20 protein-coding genes, 1 tRNA gene and 1 pseudogene are annotated in these 20,842 nt (G+C 63.3%); 10 read left to right on the forward strand and 12 right to left on the reverse strand.

Annotated elements, in window-relative coordinates:
* Positions 1-15 precede the first annotated feature (15 nt).
* Positions 16-609 carry a polysaccharide biosynthesis/export family protein gene (locus tag AAGA68_15105; GenBank protein ID MEM9386384.1) on the reverse strand — a complete coding sequence of 198 codons (594 nt, stop codon included), beginning with the start codon at positions 607-609 and terminating at the stop codon, positions 16-18.
* Between the two features lie 184 nt (positions 610-793).
* On the opposite strand from AAGA68_15105, the gene AAGA68_15110 reads away from it, so the two are divergent.
* The 4 genes from AAGA68_15110 (at position 794) to AAGA68_15125 (ending at position 7,058) form a co-directional block, all read left to right on the forward strand.
* Positions 794-922: a hypothetical protein gene (locus AAGA68_15110; GenBank protein MEM9386385.1), complete on the forward strand. Its 129-nt coding sequence runs from the start codon at positions 794-796 to the stop codon at positions 920-922.
* Positions 923-1,245: 323 nt separating this feature from the next.
* Positions 1,246-1,650, forward strand: a complete 405-nt coding sequence (locus AAGA68_15115; protein MEM9386386.1) for an antitoxin Xre/MbcA/ParS toxin-binding domain-containing protein — start codon at positions 1,246-1,248, stop codon at positions 1,648-1,650.
* A 65-nt stretch (positions 1,651-1,715) separates the two neighbouring features.
* The gene (locus AAGA68_15120; protein ID MEM9386387.1) at positions 1,716-2,402 is read left to right on the forward strand and encodes an RES family NAD+ phosphorylase; all 687 of its coding nucleotides are present in this window, start codon (positions 1,716-1,718) and stop codon (positions 2,400-2,402) included.
* 237 nt (positions 2,403-2,639) lie between these two features.
* A complete protein-coding gene (locus AAGA68_15125) occupies positions 2,640-7,058 on the forward strand; it encodes a S8 family serine peptidase (GenBank protein MEM9386388.1) in 4,419 nt (1,472 codons plus the stop codon).
* Between the two features lie 309 nt (positions 7,059-7,367).
* Here AAGA68_15125 and AAGA68_15130 read toward each other — a convergent pair whose 3' ends face one another.
* From AAGA68_15130 to AAGA68_15145, 4 genes are all read right to left on the reverse strand, one after another.
* Entirely contained in the window at positions 7,368-7,997 is a 630-nt protein-coding gene (locus tag AAGA68_15130; GenBank protein ID MEM9386389.1) for a class I SAM-dependent methyltransferase, read from the reverse strand.
* Positions 7,998-8,123: 126 nt separating this feature from the next.
* Positions 8,124-8,813 (reverse strand): MFS transporter permease, encoded by a 690-nt coding sequence (locus AAGA68_15135; GenBank protein ID MEM9386390.1) that lies wholly within the window; start codon positions 8,811-8,813, stop codon positions 8,124-8,126.
* Positions 8,810-9,736, reverse strand: a complete 927-nt coding sequence (locus AAGA68_15140; protein ID MEM9386391.1) for an aldo/keto reductase — start codon at positions 9,734-9,736, stop codon at positions 8,810-8,812. The genes AAGA68_15135 and AAGA68_15140 overlap by 4 nt, the downstream gene beginning before the upstream one ends.
* A gap of 3 nt (positions 9,737-9,739) precedes the next feature.
* The gene (locus tag AAGA68_15145) at positions 9,740-10,162 is read right to left on the reverse strand and encodes a hypothetical protein (GenBank protein MEM9386392.1); all 423 of its coding nucleotides are present in this window, start codon (positions 10,160-10,162) and stop codon (positions 9,740-9,742) included.
* A 407-nt stretch (positions 10,163-10,569) separates the two neighbouring features.
* On the opposite strand from AAGA68_15145, the gene arsN2 reads away from it, so the two are divergent.
* From arsN2 to AAGA68_15160, 3 genes are all read left to right on the forward strand, one after another.
* Positions 10,570-11,001: an arsenic resistance N-acetyltransferase ArsN2 gene (gene arsN2, locus AAGA68_15150; GenBank protein ID MEM9386393.1), complete on the forward strand. Its 432-nt coding sequence runs from the start codon at positions 10,570-10,572 to the stop codon at positions 10,999-11,001.
* Between the two features lie 432 nt (positions 11,002-11,433).
* Complete coding sequence (locus AAGA68_15155; GenBank protein MEM9386394.1) at positions 11,434-11,799, forward strand: tetratricopeptide repeat protein; 366 nt, start codon at positions 11,434-11,436, stop codon at positions 11,797-11,799.
* A 16-nt stretch (positions 11,800-11,815) separates the two neighbouring features.
* Positions 11,816-12,154, forward strand: a complete 339-nt coding sequence (locus tag AAGA68_15160; protein MEM9386395.1) for a DUF2059 domain-containing protein — start codon at positions 11,816-11,818, stop codon at positions 12,152-12,154.
* 67 nt (positions 12,155-12,221) lie between these two features.
* Here the strand turns inward: AAGA68_15160 and AAGA68_15165 are convergent, their stop codons facing one another.
* The 3 genes from AAGA68_15165 to AAGA68_15175 all read right to left on the reverse strand — a co-directional run bounded on the left by AAGA68_15165 (position 12,222) and on the right by AAGA68_15175 (position 15,260).
* A complete protein-coding gene (locus AAGA68_15165) occupies positions 12,222-12,908 on the reverse strand; it encodes a hypothetical protein (GenBank protein MEM9386396.1) in 687 nt (228 codons plus the stop codon).
* Positions 12,909-13,138: 230 nt separating this feature from the next.
* Complete coding sequence (locus AAGA68_15170; GenBank protein ID MEM9386397.1) at positions 13,139-14,248, reverse strand: ATP-grasp domain-containing protein; 1,110 nt, start codon at positions 14,246-14,248, stop codon at positions 13,139-13,141.
* Positions 14,249-14,660: 412 nt separating this feature from the next.
* Positions 14,661-15,260 (reverse strand): hypothetical protein, encoded by a 600-nt coding sequence (locus AAGA68_15175; protein ID MEM9386398.1) that lies wholly within the window; start codon positions 15,258-15,260, stop codon positions 14,661-14,663.
* 303 nt (positions 15,261-15,563) lie between these two features.
* Here AAGA68_15175 and AAGA68_15180 point away from each other — a divergent pair, with 303 nt between their 5' ends.
* On the forward strand, positions 15,564-16,241 hold the full coding sequence (locus AAGA68_15180; protein ID MEM9386399.1) for a glutathione S-transferase: 678 nt from the start codon (positions 15,564-15,566) through the stop codon (positions 16,239-16,241).
* Positions 16,242-16,830: 589 nt separating this feature from the next.
* Positions 16,831-17,139: a sulfotransferase gene (locus AAGA68_15185; GenBank protein MEM9386400.1), complete on the forward strand. Its 309-nt coding sequence runs from the start codon at positions 16,831-16,833 to the stop codon at positions 17,137-17,139.
* A gap of 29 nt (positions 17,140-17,168) precedes the next feature.
* On the opposite strand, the gene AAGA68_15190 is transcribed toward AAGA68_15185, so the two are convergent.
* The 3 genes and pseudogenes from AAGA68_15190 to AAGA68_15200 all read right to left on the reverse strand — a co-directional run bounded on the left by AAGA68_15190 (position 17,169) and on the right by AAGA68_15200 (position 19,212).
* Positions 17,169-18,083 (reverse strand): hypothetical protein, encoded by a 915-nt coding sequence (locus AAGA68_15190; GenBank protein MEM9386401.1) that lies wholly within the window; start codon positions 18,081-18,083, stop codon positions 17,169-17,171.
* A 107-nt stretch (positions 18,084-18,190) separates the two neighbouring features.
* Positions 18,191-18,343: pseudogene (locus AAGA68_15195) on the reverse strand (site-specific integrase).
* A gap of 779 nt (positions 18,344-19,122) precedes the next feature.
* Positions 19,123-19,212, reverse strand: a tRNA-Ser gene (locus AAGA68_15200).
* A 244-nt stretch (positions 19,213-19,456) separates the two neighbouring features.
* Here AAGA68_15200 and AAGA68_15205 point away from each other — a divergent pair.
* Positions 19,457-20,134, forward strand: coding sequence for a Bax inhibitor-1/YccA family protein (locus tag AAGA68_15205; protein ID MEM9386402.1), 678 nt, complete (start codon positions 19,457-19,459; stop codon positions 20,132-20,134).
* A 118-nt stretch (positions 20,135-20,252) separates the two neighbouring features.
* Here AAGA68_15205 and AAGA68_15210 read toward each other — a convergent pair whose 3' ends face one another.
* Positions 20,253-20,729, reverse strand: coding sequence for a hypothetical protein (locus AAGA68_15210; GenBank protein MEM9386403.1), 477 nt, complete (start codon positions 20,727-20,729; stop codon positions 20,253-20,255).
* Positions 20,730-20,842 lie beyond the last annotated feature (113 nt).

A 20,842-nucleotide genomic window follows, 5' to 3' on the forward strand; every position in this document is an offset into this window, starting at 1 on the left:
GGACAGTCGCCCCCCTCAGGGCACGACGATGACATCACCGCTAAGCAGCTCAATGTTGCTCTCCAGTCGATCGCCCGACTCGACGTCGGAATACTTAAAGGCGATGGCACGCTGGCGACCGCCACCGTCGCGGCGCAGGATCTGGATGCGATTGCCATTGGCGAACTGGGCCAGTCCGCCCGCTAGGGCGAGGGCCTGAATCACCGTCATCGGCCGATCCATGGCGTACTCGCCAGGCCGCGGTACCTTGCCGATCACGTAGAACTTGTTGCCCTGGGCGGACAGCACGCTCACGGTCACGACCGGCTCTGGAATGAAATCCACGAGACGACCAACGATCGCGGTACGCACGTCCTCCGCGGATCGTGTTGCGGCTTCGACCTCACCGATCAGCGGGAAAGTGATACGACCGTCGGGTCGCACGATCACCTCCCGCGATAGCTCCTCCTCACGCCAGACGGAGATCCGCAGCACGTCCCCTGGATTCAGGGCGTAGGCCCCTTCCGCCTCCTGCGCCTGCGCGGGTGCTAGGGCGGCGAGGGTCGCAAGCAGCGCTAGCGCGAGTGCTGCAGCCGTCGGTCGCAAGCCAGATAGGCCAAACCTCATCATCGAAAACCCCTGGTGTTCTCTAAATTATAGCGGTCGGCCTCTACGCGCGCCGTCGGGGCGCACTTTAGCGCAGGCGCCGAAGCGAGCCTAGTTAAAGAGGTTGCCAGGGTTTGGCGCGGCCGCTATCGCCTAAGCGATACCGCCATGCGACGGGCAAGAACCCGCAACGGGAGCCGCCAAACACGTGTCACGGGCCGTTCGTCCGAGCACGCCGGAGGTGCCGATGGATGGCCTGGAGATCTTGGAGCGTCAGCTGCGCGCCGAACGCCTATCGCAAGGTCGATGCGGCGAGCTCGACGCGTCCCCGGGCTGACCCAAGGCGAGAGCACGCAGGACGGTGCGTATTATGTCGCAGTCTGTATCGCACCAGAGTGTCGATCACTCGGATCCTGGCAATGCGGGGCCACAGGCTCACGACCGGGAGGGAGTTGCGCCCTGTACCAGCGCGCGGCGCTCGCCCCCCCCAGCCCGGCGGTGCGCGCGCGTGCCAACGACTACAGCCGCGAGGTCGCCGGCGCGATTGGTGGGCGGCCATCGCGCCATCGCGACTCTGCGCTATCAATGCCTATATTGCCATCTGACAGTATATTTAATAATCTTTGCATATTGACACTTTACCAATGGCAATTACCCCCTATGCTCGAGTCCATCCCGCGCCTGGCCCCGTTCGACAACGGTCCGGAGATCACGGACGAAGAGAGCGCCGCCATGGCGCGCGCCATGGTGAACCTGTTCCGTCTATGGCAAGTCAACGACGCCCAAGCGTGCGTGCTCCTCGGCGGCCTTTCCAAGCGTACCTACGCCCGCTGGAAAGAAGGCGCGATCGGGCGCGCATCGGTGGATCAGAGCACTCGTATGTCGGTGCTTCTCGGCATCCACAAGTCCCTGCGGATTCTATTTGCGGATAAGGCGCGGGCCCACGGCTGGGTACGCCAGCCCAACGCCGTGTTTGACGGCAGCAGCGCCCTGGACGTGATGCTGGGCGGCTACCTAACGGACCTGTTTAGAGTTCGCCACTACCTCGACGCCATACGCGGGTGATGGAGGCCCGCTCGCTGGCGATCCCGCCGATTTCGCGCGTGCGCTGGTCCAAGGCGCGACGTATCGTGCCCACGCGCCACCCTCCCATCGACCTGTTCGAAGATATCGCTGCCCCCGACGACTGGGATCTCCTAGTTTCCGCTGAGGCGAAGACCAATCCACGCGTCTGCACCAGCGTTGGGCGCTTGGATTTGGTCCCCACCGCCAGGCGCGTCGGTGGCCCGGGAGCGAGCTACCTGATGGCACCGTTCGTACACGTAAGCACGGAACGTCCCGGACGGTTCCACGACGGCACCTACGGCGCCTGGTACGCGGCCAACCGCTTCCAGACTGCGGTCGCCGAAACGGCGCACCACATGGCCGCCTTCTACCGCAGCACGGCTCAGACGCCCGGATGGCTGGTCCAAGTACGCGAGCTCATCGCGCGGGTCGATCACCGATTCCACGACCTACGCGCCGCGCCGGCGTTCGAGAGCGCCCTCGATCCGAATGACTACGCCCCCTCCCAGGCCCTGGCCTGGCGCCTGCGGAGCGACCACCGCAGTGACGGCATCGTCTACCCAGCCGTACGCGATGGCCAGGGAGAGGCGCTCGCCGCATTCTGGCCCGACGTCGTTCGCCCACCGGTCACCCCAGGGCGCCATCTCGGCTACCACTTCGACGGACATCTCATCGACTACGTACGCGATGCATCGAGCGGAGAACTCTGGCGCCTACACGGCTGCGCACCGGCGCCCCTGGCACCCTCCTGAAATCGACCCCTGCGGCGACGCATCAGACTTCTGAGATGGCGGTTTCCTGAAATCCCCCTACCGCCCACGGCAAAAATATGGTCTAACTGGCGGCTGTTCCGGTGGCTGAATCGGGAGTCGTGCGAGCGGCGACCGCTAACAACATCAAGCGCAGCTACCTGAACGACCGTCACGGACGACGGGTGACTTCGCACCGCGCGGTCCGTGCTTATCTAAAAACCAGGGGAGTCATAGTCCATGCACAACTTGCCATGCAGGACGGCGCTCGTCGCATCGTCCCTGCTGGTCACCCTGATGGCGGGCAGCGCAAACGCGTCCGTTGATGGGGACAACCAGCGGTCCTTGCTAAGCAAACCGGTCGAGATGAGGGAGCTTTCGCTCGCCACCAAGCCCAATGCTGGGCGCGTCGGCAGTCGAGTGTTCCGGCCCGAACGGGGCCTCACCGGCGAACACGTGTACATCATCACCCTTGCCGAGCCTGCTCTCGCGGCCTACACCGGCGGTGTTCGCGGGCTCGCACGCACGGCGGTGGATACGCGCCGCGGCGAGCGCAAGCTCAACGCCCGCAGCCCTGCCAGCCGCGCTTATATGCAACACCTGCGTGGCCAGCAGGACCGATTCCTGAGCCGCACCTCGCGCATGCTTGGCCGCAGCGCAGCGCCACTCAACCGCTATGTTGCCGCCGTCAACGGTGTGTCCTTGCGCATGACCCAGGCTGAAGCCCAGCGCGTCGCGCGCCTGCCCGGCGTGGCGATGGTCGAACGCAGCGTAGCGATGCAGCTGGACACCGACGCGGGCCCGAACTTCATCGGCGCGCCGCGGGTGTGGAGCGGTGAGGCCACCGGCGAGGCGGCCCTCGGTGAAGGCATCATCGTCGGCATCATCGACAGCGGCATCAACGGTGACCATCCGTCCTTCGCGTCGATGGGCTCCGATGGGTACGAGCACATCAACCCCTATGGCGACGGCGTCTACGTGGGTGAGTGCTTCGACACACCGGACCTGGTCTGCTCGAGCAAGCTAATCGGCCGCTACAACTTCACCCAGGGGTCGAACCCACCCGCGCCCACTTCCGAGGACACGGACGGTCACGGCACCCACGTGGCGAGCACTGCTGCGGGCAACTTCGTTGACGATGTCCCGTTCTTCGATGCGGAAGGCAACCCCATCGAGTTCTCCGTGAACATCTCCGGCGTGGCGCCCCACGCAAACCTCATCGCCTACTCAGTGTGCGCGCCCCTGTGCCCGAGCTCAGACGTGCTGAACGCGATCGACCAGGCCATCCTCGATGGCGTCGACGTGCTCAACAAGTCCATCTCGAGCCCGCCGGGCAGCCCCTGGGAAGCTAGCCTTTCCCTCGGCGCCCTGAATGCGCGTGCCGCAGGCATCTCCTTCGCCATCTCCGCCGGTAACGACGGTCCTGGCGTCGGCACCGTTGCCGAGGTCAACGGTGCGCCCTGGAACGGGGCCGTGGCGGCGAGCACGCACGACCGTGCCTTCCCCACCAAGACTCTGGATATGTTTGAGGGTGGCGACGTAGCGCCGCCGGCCACCATCACGGGCCGCTCCTTGAGCCCGGGCATCACCGGCACCATCGTCTACGCCGGTGACTATGCCAACGGCGACCCGGACCCTGAGCAGTGCCTCAACCCCTTCCCGCCCGGCACCTGGAGCGCGGATGAGATCGTGGTCTGCGACCGCGGTGCCATCGCTCGCGTGCAAAAGTGCATCAACGTGCGTGACGGCGGTGCGGCCGGCTGCGTCCTGACCAACATCCCGGGCGGCGCCACGTCTCTCGCGGACGACCCCCACGTCATCCCCGCGATCCACATCGCGGAGGCGGACGGCACGGCCCTGAAGGCCTGGATGGCTAGCGGCAGTGGCCACGTCGCCACCATCGGTGAGGGCGGCGCGCCCTTCTCCGACGAAGCGGCCGGCGACATCATGGCCGACTTCAGCTCCCGCGGACCCTACACGGGCTTTGACTTCCTCTCGCCCAACGTGTCCGCGCCGGGGGTGAGCATCTACGCAGCCTTCGCGGATGGCATCGAGTACTCGTTCCTCGGCGGCACCTCCATGTCCAGCCCGCACGTCGCCGGCTCCATGGCGCTGCTGCGTCAGACCCGTCCCGACTGGACCGACGCGGAAATCCTCTCCGCCCTCATGAGCACGGGCGTGCAGGAGATGCGCAAGGAAGACGGCGCCACGCCGGCGGACGCCTTCGACTTCGGTGGCGGCCGCGTGCGCGTGAACCAGGCGGCCAACGCAGGGCTGCTCTTCGACGAAACGGCAGCTGGCTTCGAGGCCGCTAACCCGGCCACCGGCGGCGATCCTAAGGACATGAACCTCGCGTCCTTCGCCAACGATGCGTGCCTGAGCATCTGCTCCTGGGAGCGCACCGTGGAAGCCGCGGTGAGCGACACCTGGTCCTCCAGCTCCAACGGCGACTTCCCGGTCACCGTCGAGCCTGCCTCGTTCTCCCTGAACGCGGGCGACACTCAGGTAATAACCGTCACGGCCGACGTCTCCGCCATGGCCAACGGCGAGTTCGCCTTCGCCGAACTGGTTCTGACCCCCGCCGGTGGCGCCAATCCGCCGACGGAACTGCAGGTGGCGGTCACGCCCTCGGCCGGTGACCTGCCAAACGCCCTGGTCATCAACACCGGCCGCAACGCCGGCTCCGTGACCGAGACCATCGCCTCCATCGAGGTGAGCGATCTGCAGGTGCAGGCCTTCGGCCTGTCCAAGGGTGACACCGAGCGCCTCGCCATCACCGGCGAGACGGGCGAGTTCGATCCCTACGATCAGCCGGACGGCGTGGGCGTGAGCTTCTTCGACGTGCCCGCCGATGCGATCCGCGTGATCGTGCGCACCTTCGACTCCGAAGCACCAGACGCCGACCTGTTCGTGGGCCGCGACGACAACGGGGACGGCGAGATCTCGCTGGACGAGGAGCGTTGCAACAGCGGCACCGGCGGCAGCGATGAGTTCTGTGAGGTCACGGACGTCGAGGGCGGCACCTGGTGGGCTGCGGTGATCAACTTCACCGCCTCCGATCCGGAAGCGACCGACGAGACCAGCGTCAACGCCACGGCCGTGGCCCCGAGCACCGGCAACTTCTTCGCCGAGGGGCCGGGCGGCCCCGTGGACGAGCTCGAGCCCTACGATCTGTCGATCTTCTACGATCTAGACGATGCTGAGGCGGGCGACATCTACTACGGCGACCTCATCCTGGGCTCTGGCCCGGGCAACGAAGGCGACATCGGCAGCATCCCCGTCACCGTGGTGCGCGGTGCGGACGACGTCTCCATCGAGGTCGACTCGATGATGGCGGAGGTCGGCGATACGCTGAACTTCACCGTCACGGTGCAGCCCAACGCCACGCCAGAAGATCTCGCCTACGCCATCGAGACCGCCATCCCCGACGGCTTTACGCTGGATGAGGAGTCGGTTGCAGTGACCGCCGGTGAGGTGACGGTGAACGGTGACTCGATCGATTGGTCGCTGGTACAGGCGAGCGTTGAAGGTGCCACCAACAGCTACACGGTGACCACCAGCGCCGAAGATGCGGCGTGCACGATGCCGGAAGTCGGCCAGGGCGGTGGCTATATCGACCTCGCGGCCTTCGGCTTCGAGCCCGGTGACACCGAGGGCGACACCATCACCGGCACCTTCGGCCTCGATCCGGAGCAGGTGAACTTCTACGGCAGCGACCGCGGAAGCCTCACCTTCACGGACGATGGCTTCGTCTTCTTCGAAGGCTCCCCGGGGGCGAACCCGTGGATCAACCAGTCGATCCCGTCCCTCGACGACCCGAACGATCTCTCCGCCATCTTCTGGCGGGACATGGAGATGGTCTCGAGCCCGTCTGACGGTCCTGAGGGCGAGCGCGGCGTAACCGCCATCACCCTCACCTGCGGCGGCGAGCCCTGCGCCTTCCTGGTCGAGTTCGATAACCTGGAGCCGTGGCCCGCAGGCGACACTTCCGACCGCATCGACTACGAAGCCTGGTACTGGGGCATCGTAGACGACGCGCCGGGTGCCTACGAGATCATCTACGCCTACGACAACATCAGCGGCTTCGCTGACGGCGTCGGCACGATCGGCGTGGAGGGTCCGGACGGGTCCATCGGTACGCAGGCGGCCTTCAACGATGTGGCCGTGAGCAATGGCGACTTCATCTGCTTCGATCTCGTGGGCGTGACCTTCGACCCCGCCGTGCTCACCTTCTCGGTGTCCGTGGATCCGTCCGCGGCCGGCCGTGACGTGGAGACGACGGCGACGAGCGTGGTCGACAACGCCGGCAGCGAAGCGGAGACGGCCAGCGTGAGCGTATCCGTGGGGGGCGAGTTCATCGACAGCGATGAAGATGGCATCGCCGACGCCGACGACAACTGCACGCTGATCTCGAACGAAAGCCAGTGCGATAGCGATGGCGACGGCTTCGGTAACCACTGCGACGCGGACTTCAACGACGACGGCTTCGTGTTCTTCCAGGACTCGCTGCTGTTCCGTGATGAAGGCTTCGGCAACCCGAGCGAACCGCCCGAATACAGCGAGTACGACCTGAACTGCGATGGTTCCATCGACAACGATGACATCGACATCGGTCGCACCCTGTTCCGGGCCCCGCCTGGACCTGCCGGGGAGCTTTGATCTGCTAGCGATGAGCGCCGGGTGCTGAGGCGCCCGGCCTCGATTTGAAAGACCGTTGGCCCCGGTCGCTACGCGCGACCGGGGCTATTTTGTGTCGCCCTGGAACGGCGCCGCGAGAATACTCGAGCGCTCAGGCCACTTTCCTCCACCTAAGGAGGATCTAAGGCAGGTGTGAAAAAGGGCGGGCTGCGCCGGTGGAGCCGCGACACGAAGGCCTCGCAACCTTACCAAGGCCCGTCTCAAAATCCGCGATGTGGCACGCGGCTGACAGCAGTTGCTCGAAACGGGAACGGCGCGAGACCCAGCTCCTCACACCTCGGACGCCCCCGGGTCAAAGCGCCAGATGACGGTATTGGTAACAAGACCCGGAATGTAATCGAAGCGGTCTATCTCCGCACCCTCAAACCCCTTGAACTGAAGCCACGCCTCATCGCTGAAGTAGTTCAGGCCCCACCACGGAACACGCTTCCTTCTGTGGCTCCTGATCGGGTAGTAGAATTGGCCTACGTGCGGCTCCAGCCGAGTCGAGATCGACGGCACTACAACCACGTACGAACGCGCCACTCGGGAGATCTCGCGTACCGCCTCAGCAAGGGTCTCAATCGGCTGAATGTGCTCAAACACCCCAATCGACAACGCCACGTCGAACTCATCGTGTTCGAAAGGAAGATCAGAGGCATCCGCCTTGACGAAGCTGACGTTGGGGAAATCCAACGTCACATCTCGAATATCCACCCCCGTCACAGCAACGCCTTGGCTGGCCGCAAATCGGATGTAGTCCTCTCCAGAGCTGCACCCCACTTCTACAACACGACTAGCGGGGCGGGTAAGGCCACCTGAGACCAACCTGTTGAGACGATCGAGTCGTCGCGTCTTGAGCCTCTCAGCGATACCCGATGCTCGCCATATTCGCTTAGCTGACTCCGCCAGACCTGGCAATTTCTCGCTCCCTCGCCCTGTTAGCCCGTGATGCTACGGCGCGCATATGGTTTGAACAAGCGCTTCACCACGAGCAAGTGGCCCATCATGCGTCATCGCTGGCGGTGGAGCTCGTTAACTCCCGCATCAGGAATGCCGACGGGCACACCACGGCTTAAAGCAACCCGCAGCGAGCGCCGCGGCGAGCGCAACACCTGCGCACGCCATCAAGGGGAGCGCCCAGACCGCGCCGAGCACCCACAGGGTGAGACCACTGAATAGGCACCAGCTTAGGGGCACGATCATCGATACCCACAGTGCCCAACCGCGCAGGGCGAGCAGACACACACCGAGCGTCGCTACTGCGGTCGGGTCCGGGTGGATGCCCACCACCTCGCCGCGACCGAAGCCCCCCGCCGTGGCGAACGCGAGCACGGGATAGCACAGGCCTAGCCAACACAGTACGGCCCCCACCCAAGGCACGGGCGCAGGATGCGATCGCTCCCCCAGAGCGAATTTCCCTGATAGGCCCAAGGCAGCCAGGAGCGCGCCCTGGCCGTAGAAGACCCAGGCGATCGGGCCTGCGGCCCAATTGAGGCTGGCGTACTCGCTCAACAGAAACCCGTAGCCGACCCACACCCACATCGCGGTTAGCAACAGCGCCACGCTGCGTCGATGTCCCCAGCGCAGCATGGGCAGTAACGCGAGCGTCCCCGCGAGGCTTAGCAGATGCAGCGGCCACTCGGTCGCGTTCACCCGCTCGATCATCCGAAAGTAGACCTCCGCCGAGAAGGGAACGAAGTCAGCGAGGCGGTAAGTCAGCCACTCGCCGGTCAAATCGACTCCAGGTCGCGCACCATGCGCGCACGGTGGTCTGGCGTCGGCATCGACCCCACGCCCGCACGCATGTTCTCGTGCATGTGCGCGAGCTGGCTGGTGGCCGGAATGGCACAGGCGACGGCGGGATGCGAGACGATAAAGCGCAGCAGGTAGTCCGCCCAAGTCTCACAGCCGAACGCGTCACGGGCCCAGCTCGGCACAGCATGCGAGCGCTTCAGGGTTCTGATCAGAGCACCGCCGTCGTAGGGGCGATTGGCGATCACGGCGATACCCCGTTCGCGGGCGATCGGTAACAGCCGTCGCTCCACATCCCGGTGGGTGATGTTGTAGGTCAGCTGGACAAAGTCGAGGTCTCGCGTCTCGAGCACGCGCTCGAGCTCGCGGTGGCGGCGGCCGTGCGAGGTGGTGACCCCGACGTAGCGCAAGGCGCCGTCTGCCTTGAGTTGCGCCAGAGTGTCGAGGTGCGCCTGCCAAGACATCAAGTTGTGCACCTGCAGGAGGTCGAAGGCCGGCACGTGCCAGGCCGCACGCTGCGCATCGATCTGCTGCCTCGCCTCGTGGCTATTGCGCGTCCACACCTTCTCCGCTGAGAACAGCGTGTCGGGCACGCCTAAGCGTTGCAGGGCATGGCCGAGCACCTGGGCTGACGAGCCGTACATGGGGGAGCAATCCACCATGCCGCCGCCGTGGGCGAAGAACGCGCGCAGCACCTCCGCCCGCGCATCGCGCAGGGCCGGGTCCGCCCCCACGTTGAAGGCGATCCAGGTGCCCATGCCGATGGGCGGCAAGGGCTGACCGTTCGGCAGCGTTAGCGCCGGTTCGTCGGCCCCGCTCACCCGCAGGGACCCGAAGCCTAGCGCTCCGACGCCGAGCGCCATGTGCTTGAGGACCTCCCGTCGTCGATACACCCGATCGTTCATCCCTTACCTCGTCGCGAGAAGTGCCTGCCGGTAGCGAATCACCGTTCCCAGCAGCAGCAGGAAACCGCCGAGCACGAAGGTCTTGTTGACGAACCAGTTGCTGCGCCACATGGTCCAGTCCGGATCGGCCAAAAACCTCGCGAACAGCGTGACGATGATCGCAATCTCAGCGATCGATACGAGCAGCGCCAACCATCCCGCGTACGAGGCTCGTGTCAGCAAGGCCCAGCCGAGCCAGACGTGCACGACCGGCCAGAAATCCCAGTAAATGTAGCTCGCGAGTGGCTCGCCCCTCACCGCGGCGAAGGCCAACGGGAACAGGTATTTGATGAACACCGACCAGGCGGCGAGGACGAACAGCAGATGGGCGATGAAGGTCAGCCACCTCGATGGCCCATCTCCAATCGAGGCTGAGCCGCCGATCACGCGCCTACACCTCGCCCAGCACGGACGATCGACCTCGCCTTAGGAGAGGCCCCACCGTGGAAAATGCGATCCCTGATCTGCACCTGTCCGTCCGTGCGCCTGCAATGGCCCGTTGGACCTCCTGACCGGACCCTGGTTCCGAGGCACTTGCGCTGACCCTTGGCTCGGCGCGTGACGGCAGCATGCTGCGCAAACAGATGGTGCTTCAAGGTTACTGACCAACGCCGAAGGCGGGCATTAGTTGCCTGCCATCGTATCGAGGACGCGCATCCGTGCGCTCAAACCACGCCGCCAATAGCGTGGCATTCACGCTGCCTCCGCCCGGCGCCCGCTTGCTATCCTGTGCCGGTATCCGCCACGCTAGCAACGTATCCGCAGGCCCCAACAGCAATGCTCGATCGCACGCCATGAAAGCGCCGAACTCCACCCACCTGCCGGCCATCAGCGGGCTGCTCGCGGCCAACGGCCTGCCCACGGACGATCTCGACGCGTTGGACCTGTCCTGGTTCCTCATGCGCGAGGCCGACGGGGCGATCGAGGTGGTGGGTGGCCTGGAGCCTTGCGGCCACACGGCGCTGATCCGCTCGGTGGCCACCGCCCCAAGCCTACGCGGGCGCGGACTCGCTCGCGCCCTGGTCCTGGCGCTGGAACACAGCGCCACCCGTCGAGGCCTCGACGAACTCTACCTGCTCACGGAGACCGCCGAGGGCTTCTTCAGCCGCCTCGGCTACGTCACACGCGAACGCGACCTAGTGCCGGAGCCGATTCGAACGAGTCGCCAGTTCTCCACCCTGTGCCCGGCCAGCGCCACGGTGATGTGCAAGCGGCTCGATCCGTAGGGTCATTCGCCACGCAGCGCCGAAACCATCTCCGCCTCAGGGCGCACTGTCACGGAGCCGCGGGACCCGGTAGTCATCCTCGCCGAGCTGCGCGGCTTGCTCAATGCCGACCAGCGGACAGACGCCGAGTTGGCCGCTCCCATCGCAGCGGCTCGCATCATGCACGATGAGGGTCACGATCACTGGGTCGGCAAGACCATCGGCCGTGGACGATCACAGAACGGCTAGCGCAAGGCGGCATGGGCGCTGCCCTTCTCGCCGCCCGCGCCGACGATCAACAATACGAACTGGCAACCTAGGCCTGTTGCTGAACGTTTGCGGGCGCTATCCCGAAGCTGAGGCAGTCTTTCGGGACTCGCTCGCCAAGCTGATCCAGGCTGGGGAGAGAACTACTACCAAGAGTCCATTGCCTGCCAAAACCTATCGAAATCGTTGATCGAGCGGGGTGCGTTAGAGGAGGCGTTGGAGCAAGCGCGCGCGGCCCTCGCCGTCGACGAGGCGTTCTATGGAGAAGGTCACCTGCGCATGGTACGGGCCAGGCGCTACGTCGCCAATGCGCTCGTGGCGAGGGGTGAATTCGACCAGGCGCTGGTGATCGCGCGATCCGCGCGGTCACTCGTCCGCGAGGCTTGGGTACTCGGTCTGGACTGCCGCCAGATACGCCTCACGAGCCGCGCCGTCAAGTTGGATGGGGGCGGCCTCGAAGGCGTCCTTCAGGGCTTTCCAGTGTTGATCGGTCATCCAAGTCAAGGCGGCTCGCAAGCACAGACGCTGGCAAAGAAGTTGATGAGATCATGAGCCGAATTTTAGCCAGTTGACTGACCCCACCTTCGATCGCATGGTCTGGCACAAGATGAAGCTAGAGTACGCCTCGATCTACGAGTCTGTATTGACGAACCAAGAGATTCTCGACCTCGTGAGACTTAACGAGTCAGACCTTGCCCAGGGGGTGCTCTCGAAGATGCCTCTGCGCATGCGGGAGGCCATGGTGGTGGGTCAGCAGGAGATGATGCTGCAGACTCAGCAGCCTTCGATGAAGGTGCAGCAGGAGATCGAGGCAGCGGTGCAGAAAGCGGCACAGTACAGGCGCGCCGGACGCTGCGAAGGCGACCGAGCGGGCCGCGCCGACCGCGCGTGGCAAGTGACCCAATGAAAAAAGGGCGCGGCAACGATGCCGTGCCCTCGATAGACACACTGGGCAAGCGCGCTCGCGCGCGAACTCAGGGAGAGCGCCAAGAGCCAGATTCGACCCGCGTGTCGCGTGCGTAGATCAGGCGTGGGATGCCGAAGCTCCAATTGTACTTGCGCTGCAGGCGCGGAATACCAAGGCTCCAGTTGTACTTGCGCTGCAGGCGCGGAATACCGAAGCTCCAGTTGTACTTACGCTGCAAGCGAGCAACGCCGAAGCTCCAGTTGTACTTACGTTGCAACCTGGGAATGCCCAAGCTCATGTTGTAGTTGCGTTGCAGGCGAGGAATGCCAAGGCTCGTGACATCCGGACGCTTAATCATGTCCTCCGTAAACCACCAGGCTTGCCGGCTGTTGTTCGTTAGCAGCTTGAGGCCGAGGAGGTCCGAGAACGGTGTGTACCGGGCGCTACTCCCCGTGCGCGCGATCTGGGCAGGTGCCGCCATGGCGATCGGCCCGAACTCTCCGAGCAAGGCCTGGACCCGGGCGCCGCTCCCGAAAGCGGGACTGTTGCCGACCAGCGATCGCCCTTGTGCAATCTCCGCCGCGAAGGCCGCCGCTTGATCATCGCGGAACCCAGCCCGCACCAGCATAGAGGTGGCGTCTCCCTCAGATGACGGCGTGATCAGCTGGACTGTGCCGTCCGGAAACTCGCTACTGAGCTTCTGAGCGGCGTCCTGAGCCTGCTGCTCTGTCTCGTACAAACGCGCGATCGGCATGGACCTTCTCCGCAAATCGATTGGGTGCTGTTATGGAATGCTGGCGGTCTTCCGCAGCCATCTGCCCGATAATAGTCTCGTGGAAAGAGCGATGGACCGTCGCAACGTCAAATACTTGGCTCCTCTGACCCCGATTTGCGTCATGCGTTGGGGTAAGCCTCGTTGATCCATCATCTGAGCCCAGCTTCAGCGGCAAATAATGAGCGCACTGCCTGCCGCTGGAGTAGCACCTAGGAGGCATCACGCTGCAGCAATTGCGGGTCCGATGCGGTATCTCGCGCGGAGGTGTCCAGATCCTCAACCGTTTCAAACTCACCGTCACCGAACCAGGCAATATCGTCGGTAACCGCCTCGCCGAAGGTACGGCCACGAAACAGCGTCTGCACCAGCACCTCATAGCAAGCTGGGATGCTCAGCAGGAAGGGCAGTGGATCGCTCGCTGACCACATCACATCGCGAGCACGCAGCAGGTGGCTCAAGTTGGAACGGAAGCGTCGCGGCGATAGTACGCTCGTACAGGTTTTCGAGAGCGTCGTATAAAACTGCTGCTGCAAGTCCTGATCGGAGAAGGCCGCGGGCAGATCTTCGCCAGGCCTTAGCACCTGAGCAGCCACGTAGTCCGCGCGCAAAAAGTGAACGCCACTAGTGAGTCGAGGATTGCATTCGATGGCCCAAGCGCGGCCGCGATCGACGATGAAGTCAAAGGATATAAAACCGCTGTAGCGAGCCTCGCGCACGAACCGCTCGACCCAGTCGGTGACACAGGGCAGCTCCACGATGCGCTCAAAGCAGACCGCTGAGGTGCGAGTGATGACCTTGCCGCGGTAAATCACCGTGGACCGGATCTCACCCTTGTGGGCGACAGAGAAGGTACTCACGTGATCGCCCGCAATGAAGCGTTGCGCCACGTGCTCGCCAGGGCGGGTGGGCTGAGGCAGTTCAGCGCCCTGCTCCAGAATTTGCATACCGATGCCAGAGCAAGAATGGGTGGGCTTCACAACGAATGGCCCAGTTCGCGCGAGTCGCTCCGCTCTCGGGTCGTGCAGCCGATAGGTGTCAGGCACATCGAGTCCGCAGCTCGCCGCTTTGCAAGCGAAGCTGAGCTTGTCGTGCAGCGACATTAGCGTAGCGGCATCTGGCGAGAACACCCGCACGCCCAAGGGTAAGCGCGGCGCGATCGACATCACGTACATTGCCTCTTCGGAGATGGGCAGCACGAGATTGACTTGCTCCTGCTCAATGATGTCGAGCAGCTCGTCCTGATAGCGGCGCCGATCCCGATTGGGCGCCATCACCCGGTAGGTTCGAGCGACGGCCCGAGACAGGCGGCAAATCGGCATGCGAAAGGGCTCAGCGACAATCACACGGCAGCCTGCATTAGCCAAACTGCGCGCCATTGCTACAGCCTTGGGTAGGCGCCCTAGGGTCAGCAGTACGGTGGTATCGGCGCCGACCGCACGAGGCCCTACCGCCACCGCTCTTGGTGCAGCCCTCTGTCCGGCGTGAGCAACTTTGAACTGGGGAAGGATAGGCACGGCGCAGGTCTGTCCTTAGATCACCGGCATCGTGTGGACGGCTGGCTCAGGCAGCATGCTTCGCCGTCGATCTGCCGAACCGTGAGCACCAGGTGCGGCTGTTCGGGGGGCGGCCGGGACGCACCGCAGTGCGTCCCCAGACGATGGCCCCACCGCGCTTCCACGCTCGTTGCCCCTGCCCTGGACAGTGCCGAGGCGACGAGATATCAGTGGCCGCTTAGCGGTGAATCAGCCGCGGAATACCGAAGCTCCAGTTGTACTTGCGCTGAATCCGCGGAATACCGAAGCTCCAGTTGTACTTGCGCTGTAGGCGCGCGACCCCAAAACTCCAGTTGTACTTGCGCTGCAGGCGCGGAATACCAAAGCTCCAGTTGTACTTGCGCTGAATCCGCGGAAATCCCCAGCGAGTGATATCGGGACGCTTCAGCTCCCCGCCCCAGAACGTCGCCACCTGCGTGCGCTTGGTCAACAGGTTCAGGGCTAGCGCCTCGGAAAACGGCGTGTAGCGCGAGTTCGCAGCGCGACGCTCGCTCGGCAGTGCCAGTGGTACCGGGCCGAACTCGTCGAGCACGGCCTTGACCACCACGCCATTACCGAAGGCGGCACTCGCGGTGACCACTGACTTTCCTCCTGCGACCGAAGCGGCGTACGCGGCCGCATCACTGGCATCGAGGCCCGCACCGGTGAGCACAGCCATCGCATCACCGCCGGACGATGGCGTGATCACGTTCATCGTGGCACCGGGGTTGGTGCTGCTGAGCTTCTGCGCAGCATCGTGGGCTTGCTGCTCTGTTTCGTACAAACGTGCGATCGGCATATGCGTTCTCCGCGTGTTCCGTTGTTGATTGCCGCGAAGGCCCAGCGCCTCCGACGTGCCGCAGCGAGGTATTCGATCATAGTATCCTGTTAGAGGCAGCAGGCATCGCGAAGCTCAAATTATGTCGGAGTTGGCGCGAATCGCGTCACCCGTTTGGCTCTATACCGTTGATCTATCACCTGAGGGCACGCTTCGCCGGCACCATGAGGTTGCTCATCAACTCAGGGAACGCGACATCTTTAGAGCCCCGGTTCGCCCCCTGGTCGGCATGTCACTTTTCGCCTCGCAAGGGAGTCTTCCGGCTTGCTCACCCTGCATCACCTTGAGTATTCCCAGTCCTTTCGAATCCTGTGGCTTCTTGAGGCAATAGGCGCGACCTACGAGCTGATCACCTATGAGCGAGACCCCAAGAACCTGCTCGCGCCGCCGGCTTACAAAGACCTCTCGCCCCTCGGCACGGCACCGGTGATCACCGAGGGTGATCTCGTGCTCGCCGAGACCAACGCGATCATCGACTACCTGCTCGACCGACACCCGAACGACGAACTGCGCCCCGCAGCCGACGCGCCCCACCGCACCCGCCACCTGTTCTGGTACCACACAGCACAAGGCTCCCTAACACCGCTGATGATGATCGAGACCTTCTTCACCTTCATCAGGCAGCGCGTGCCGCTGTTCTTGAAGCCGCTGGTAGTACTGGTGCTGAACCGCGCAGTGGATGGGTTCCTAAGGCCTCGCCTGGAGCTAATCTTGCAGAAGGCCGAGCAAGACCTACAGGAAGCCGCGTGGTTTGGCGGACCCAGCTTGAGCGCAGCGGACATCGTTATGAGCTACGCCATGGAGTCCGCAAAGGTGCGAGGTCATCTCACGGAGGCCTATCCGAGTTGCCGAGACTGGTTGGAGCGAATCCAGGCGGAAGCGAGCTTTCAGGCCGCTAGGGCGAAGGTCGGTAACGCCCAGATGGTGGTAGTGAGCACCTAGTGGGCCGCTTGGTAAATAAGATAACGCTCAGTCTGCGTAGGGGCAGCGCCAGCAAGGCGCGTCGCGCAGCCAGTGGCATCGCCATTGGCAAGCGATGCAACGCCGCGGACGCTGCCCCTGGGCAGACCCGAAGGGCGAGTTGGTTCTCAGTATCGCGCCGGTCGCAGGACTATGGTTCTGTCTAATCGGGTGGTCCGGTAGCGGCTTGCGCGCCGAGTGCCCTGCTCCGACCAGAGGACCAACCCCCCGATGAGCGCTGAAGTCTCCCCAACCGCGGATACACCGGCAGAGTGCGAGCACGCTCGCCTGCTCGCAGGCGAATACGATCTGGCCGGCGGAGCAGTTCCAGCTCGCCTTACACGAAGCGCCGCAGGAGGCCACTGCATGCAGCGCTCGATCTTTGCCTTCTGCATGGCGAGCGCCCCGTCGACGCTATCGAGTCGCTAACCACTGCAGCACAGCTCGACCCCGGTGCCACCGAGTGCCTGCAACACCTAGCGCTCGCCCACCTTGCCACAGGCGAGATCAACAAGGCGGCAGGGGCGCGGGCGGTTATGCGCGGGTCACGGAGTAGTTACCCCACGACCTCATCGACATCGGGCTCGTCGCGACGCTGTTTCCGCACGCCATCATCGTGCACCATCGGCGGGATCCGCGCGACACCTGCCTCTCGTGCTATTTCCAAAACTTCAATGCTAGTTACCCCAACTGGTGCGTGGAGTGGGACTGTCCCGCAGCGACTATTGCCCAACGCCCGAGGCAAGCGCGGCGAAATCGAGAGGGGCCGGGCATTCGGGCCCGCTTCCCCTCCAGTGGTTTTCGGCAGTGGCGCACTCGGGCGCGGCTTCTAAATCGATCGTCGGTGCCAATAGGCACCGGAGAATACTCTTTTCGTTAGCCATCGAATTCCCCTGTTATTCGCTCTTCTCAATCTCTTCCGCAGACATATCCAACGCTTCTGCCGCCGGCTAGTTGCGCAGGTTTGCATACTGGACTAGCTGTTGGCCATTCATTACAAACAGACATTGACTGATAACTGATGTTCACGATCGGGCTTGGCGTATTGCTGAATGGACGCATACCTCTCTGCTCGCGCTCTCTCGCAATTTCATTGTAGAGACGATGAAACTCTTCGCAGACATACGCTTTGCGTGCCGGCGCAAAGGCGACGACTTGACTTGCTAGGTCGTTTAGAAAGCTGATTGCTAGCTCATCCCCGCGAGCAAGTGCGACCATTGCCCATGCAACGGATTGATCCAAGTGCGGGCTATTCACATCTAGTTGTTTGGACATCTTCTTAGCGGCACCGGCTTCTGTAAGAGAGCCGGTGGCCATGTGATACTGCATTTGCGCAATAGCAACTAATGCGGCCGTGGACCCAAAAATCGCAGCCTCTGTAAATATCTCTTTACTGGTGGCGGGATCATTCCAGGAGTACTTTGTCCCAAGCCAATCGGCTGCTATTACATCTCCGTAAGCAACCAGCGCCTCAAGTAGATCATTGTCATAGGTTAGGTAAGCCGGCTGATCGTTAGGTAGATCTATCCATCCATTGCGCTTACGTACAACAGCAGACTCTTCTTGCAGGGCAGCAAACTCGTCGCTGCTTACTTCCACGACATCCGAAGTGACTGGCGAAATTTCGATGATCTGATCGTCGTCTGCAGCAGAGTTCGCTACAAGGGCATTGTCGCGGGGGCTCACGGCTACGTCCTGGGCTGGCGCAGTAGCAGTGATCCGCTCATGAGCGATCGAGGCTCCGTTGAGTGCTTTCGCCAGCAGAAACGCGAATCCAATAGATGGTACTAGCAGAACTAAACTGGATTTAGCTATCAGTTTCATTGACCCTCCCCTGCACGGCGAATCTATCGATTGATTTCGTGCCGTCTACTGAATCCGAATATCAGCGAATTCGATAAGTGCTGAATAGTATACGCGGTGCACAAACCTTATGAGTCCCTCCACATACGCTGCATGATTGCATGCTTCTCAGGTCCCATCGCACTGGCGTAGATAGCTGTTGTCTCAAGGCTGGCATGCCCGAGGAGCTGCTGCAGGACACTGAGCGGTACACCGGCGGTTACAGCGGCTACGCCATAGCCATGCCGAAGGCCTTGCCGCCAAGGCGTGCGGTCCCTCTAGCGTCGCTACCGCCGTCACCTCTCTTGGCCCGCCGCGCTGCCGTTGGCAGCAACCAATCCCGTATCCGGCTCTGGTGCTTGAGCCAACGCCGATCCCGAAACCCATGCACGAGTTACCCCTTCGCGGCGCCTCTTCGCGCTCATCGATGACGATTTGCTCAGCTGCGATATCGGCGGGCTCTGGAGTGAGCGCTAAGGTTTCAACCGGCCGGCACCTTGTACGGGCTACCACTTCGCCGAAGGTGCGAACCTCCCGAGGCCCCCTGCTGTAGCTCTTCCCTTTTGGGACACGGTTAGCGAACTGCACTCGGCAGCGCGTTCGTGGTACTTGCGCAGAACCGGCCCAACCGATGGGGCGTCATCGGGGCAACGAAGCCCATCGTCGATGGCCCGGCATCGAAGCCAAGCTGGCCTGGAGTACTCTGGCTCGAAGACGGCGGGCTCTAGCTCGATGCCCATGGCACCGACGCCGCAAGGGTAGAACCCTGGGTCCAAAGAGAACGGTACTTTAGCCAAGGAATAAAAACTGGCCACTGACGACGCGAAGCTCATTCCGAGCGCTTCCCTACGACGCCCTTGAGACCACCGGAAGCGGGAAGAACGCGATTGTCTTCAAGGCACCCTTCCGCGGCGCCCGATCGCGCCACCTGGAGGACGTTCCCGCACTCGCCATATTGGTGCAGATGATGCAATCGGTGCAGGGTTGTTATGATCAACGAATTTGGCGTAACCCATTGATTTGGCGGAGGGGGTGGGATTCGAACCCACGAAGGGAGTTACCCCTTGCTGGTTTTCAAGACCAGTGCATTCAACCGCTCTGCCACCCCTCCGTCGAGCGTCGAGCCGAGCGCGAATTGTCGCGACCCTCGCGCCCCAACGCAACTACCCAGGTGGCTGACCCGACGGGGATTTTCCAGCACTCGGGCGTGCACAGTGGTTCTACGCACACCGCTCACGTTCTCGCTGAGGGCATTTTGACCAGAACTGTAGGTCGCCTGTAGAGGCGGGAACACCGGCGGTCGTGGTAATGTCCAAGGGTCTAGCTAATCACTCACCGCTAGGAGGTGAACACCGATGGCCGAACTTCGGCACGCCACTTCAACGGCATCCATTCCGAGCGAGAGCGCCCTCGCCACTAACAAGGTGCTCCGCAACACCTATTGGCTGCTGGCACTGACGCTGCTGTGCACGTCCGGCTGCGCCTTCATCGCCGCTAGCATCGGGGCTCCCTACCTCGGGCCCTGGGTCACGCTGATCGGCTACTTCGTGTTGCTGTTCGCCACCTCGAAGACGTCCGAGAGCCCGCTCGGCCTAGTCTTTATCTTCCTCCTGACAGGCTTTATGGGCTTCACACTTGGGCCCTTGTTAGGCGCCATGGCGCGCGTCCCGGGCGGTAGCGAGATGATTATGACCGCCTTCGGCGTTACCGGCGTCTCGTTCCTAGGCTTGAGCGCCTACGCAATCACGTCGCGCCGCGACTTCAGCTTCATGCGCGGCTTCTTGACGGTCGGCATCCTCGGCGCCTTCTTGCTAGGGCTGGTGGCGATGATCTTCCACCTGAGCACGCTGTCGCTGGTCGTCTCCTCCGCCTTCCTGCTGCTCTCGGCAGGGCTGATCCTGTATCAGACCGGTGAGATCATCAACGGCGGTGAGCGTAACTACATCCTTGCGACGATCACGCTGTGGGTGTCGATCTACAACATGTTCATGTCCTTACTGCACCTGCTGATGGCATTCAGCGGCGAGGACTAGGCAGCTCTGGCCTCGAGCCCGAGCGCCAACAAAGCAAAGCGCCGGTGGACCGATCCACCGGCGCTTTTTTCTGTACGCAGCCCAGCCTCGGCGCGGGAGCGACGAGGCTGCGTCCGACCTAGCGCAGGGTCCCGAGCGCGGTGCCGAGCACCGTCGCGGAGACCTGATCACCAGGCACTAGGCCGAGTTCGTCGGCACCGCAGTCCCAGCGGCCATCCTGTGTCAACGGAATGCGCAGGCGCACGCCCTGTGTTTCGTTCACACAGCGCACCACCGCCCCCACCGCCAAGCCCGTGGCGCTGCCCATGAACTCGTCTGTCGCGGCGACACCGCGCACGGACAACGCGATCTGGTCACCGCCCGCGACCATCAACCCCAACCTCTCGCAGTCCCATGCCTCCTGAAGCCCGGGACCAGGCAGCGCCCTGCCTACCGTTTGAGGCACGGTAAAGTTACGACACGACGCGGCCACCGCGTCGATACCGCCGACCGTCCCTTGCACCGTGGCGCCACCAAACATGTACGCACCACCGGCAAAGCCGATGTCATGCGCATCGAGGGGGCGTGCGTCAACGCCGCAGAACGCGACGCTCATCGCCGTAGCCAACCCGGCAGCGACTGAACTTGTCGGGAGTCGGCGAAAAGTCGTACGTCGGAGTCGGGGGCCGTAAGCCCCTCGGCCATTGGTGCGCTGGTGCTTCACGTTCG

The sequence above is a fragment of the Pseudomonadota bacterium genome (genome assembly GCA_039193195.1).
Taxonomy (GTDB): Bacteria; Pseudomonadota; Gammaproteobacteria; order Steroidobacterales; family JBCBZW01; genus JBCBZW01.

Bases quoted from the DNA above. Each gene is read 5' to 3' on its own strand.
- AAGA68_15105 (MEM9386384.1), bottom strand. From the start codon at position 609: ATGATGAGGTTTGGCCTATCTGGCTTGCGACCGACGGCTGCAGCACTC.
- AAGA68_15115 (MEM9386386.1), top strand. From the start codon at position 1,246: ATGCTCGAGTCCATCCCGCGCCTGGCCCCGTTCGACAACGGTCCGGAG.
- AAGA68_15125 (MEM9386388.1), top strand. From the start codon at position 2,640: ATGCACAACTTGCCATGCAGGACGGCGCTCGTCGCATCGTCCCTGCTG.
- AAGA68_15140 (MEM9386391.1), bottom strand. From the start codon at position 9,736: ATGAACGATCGGGTGTATCGACGACGGGAGGTCCTCAAGCACATGGCG.
- arsN2 (MEM9386393.1), top strand. From the start codon at position 10,570: ATGAAAGCGCCGAACTCCACCCACCTGCCGGCCATCAGCGGGCTGCTC.
- AAGA68_15165 (MEM9386396.1), bottom strand. From the start codon at position 12,908: ATGCCGATCGCGCGTTTGTACGAGACAGAGCAGCAGGCTCAGGACGCC.
- AAGA68_15170 (MEM9386397.1), bottom strand. From the start codon at position 14,248: ATGCCGATTTGCCGCCTGTCTCGGGCCGTCGCTCGAACCTACCGGGTG.
- AAGA68_15175 (MEM9386398.1), bottom strand. From the start codon at position 15,260: ATGCCGATCGCACGTTTGTACGAAACAGAGCAGCAAGCCCACGATGCT.
- AAGA68_15190 (MEM9386401.1), bottom strand. From the start codon at position 18,083: ATGAAACTGATAGCTAAATCCAGTTTAGTTCTGCTAGTACCATCTATT.
- AAGA68_15205 (MEM9386402.1), top strand. From the start codon at position 19,457: ATGGCCGAACTTCGGCACGCCACTTCAACGGCATCCATTCCGAGCGAG.
- AAGA68_15210 (MEM9386403.1), bottom strand. From the start codon at position 20,729: ATGAGCGTCGCGTTCTGCGGCGTTGACGCACGCCCCCTCGATGCGCAT.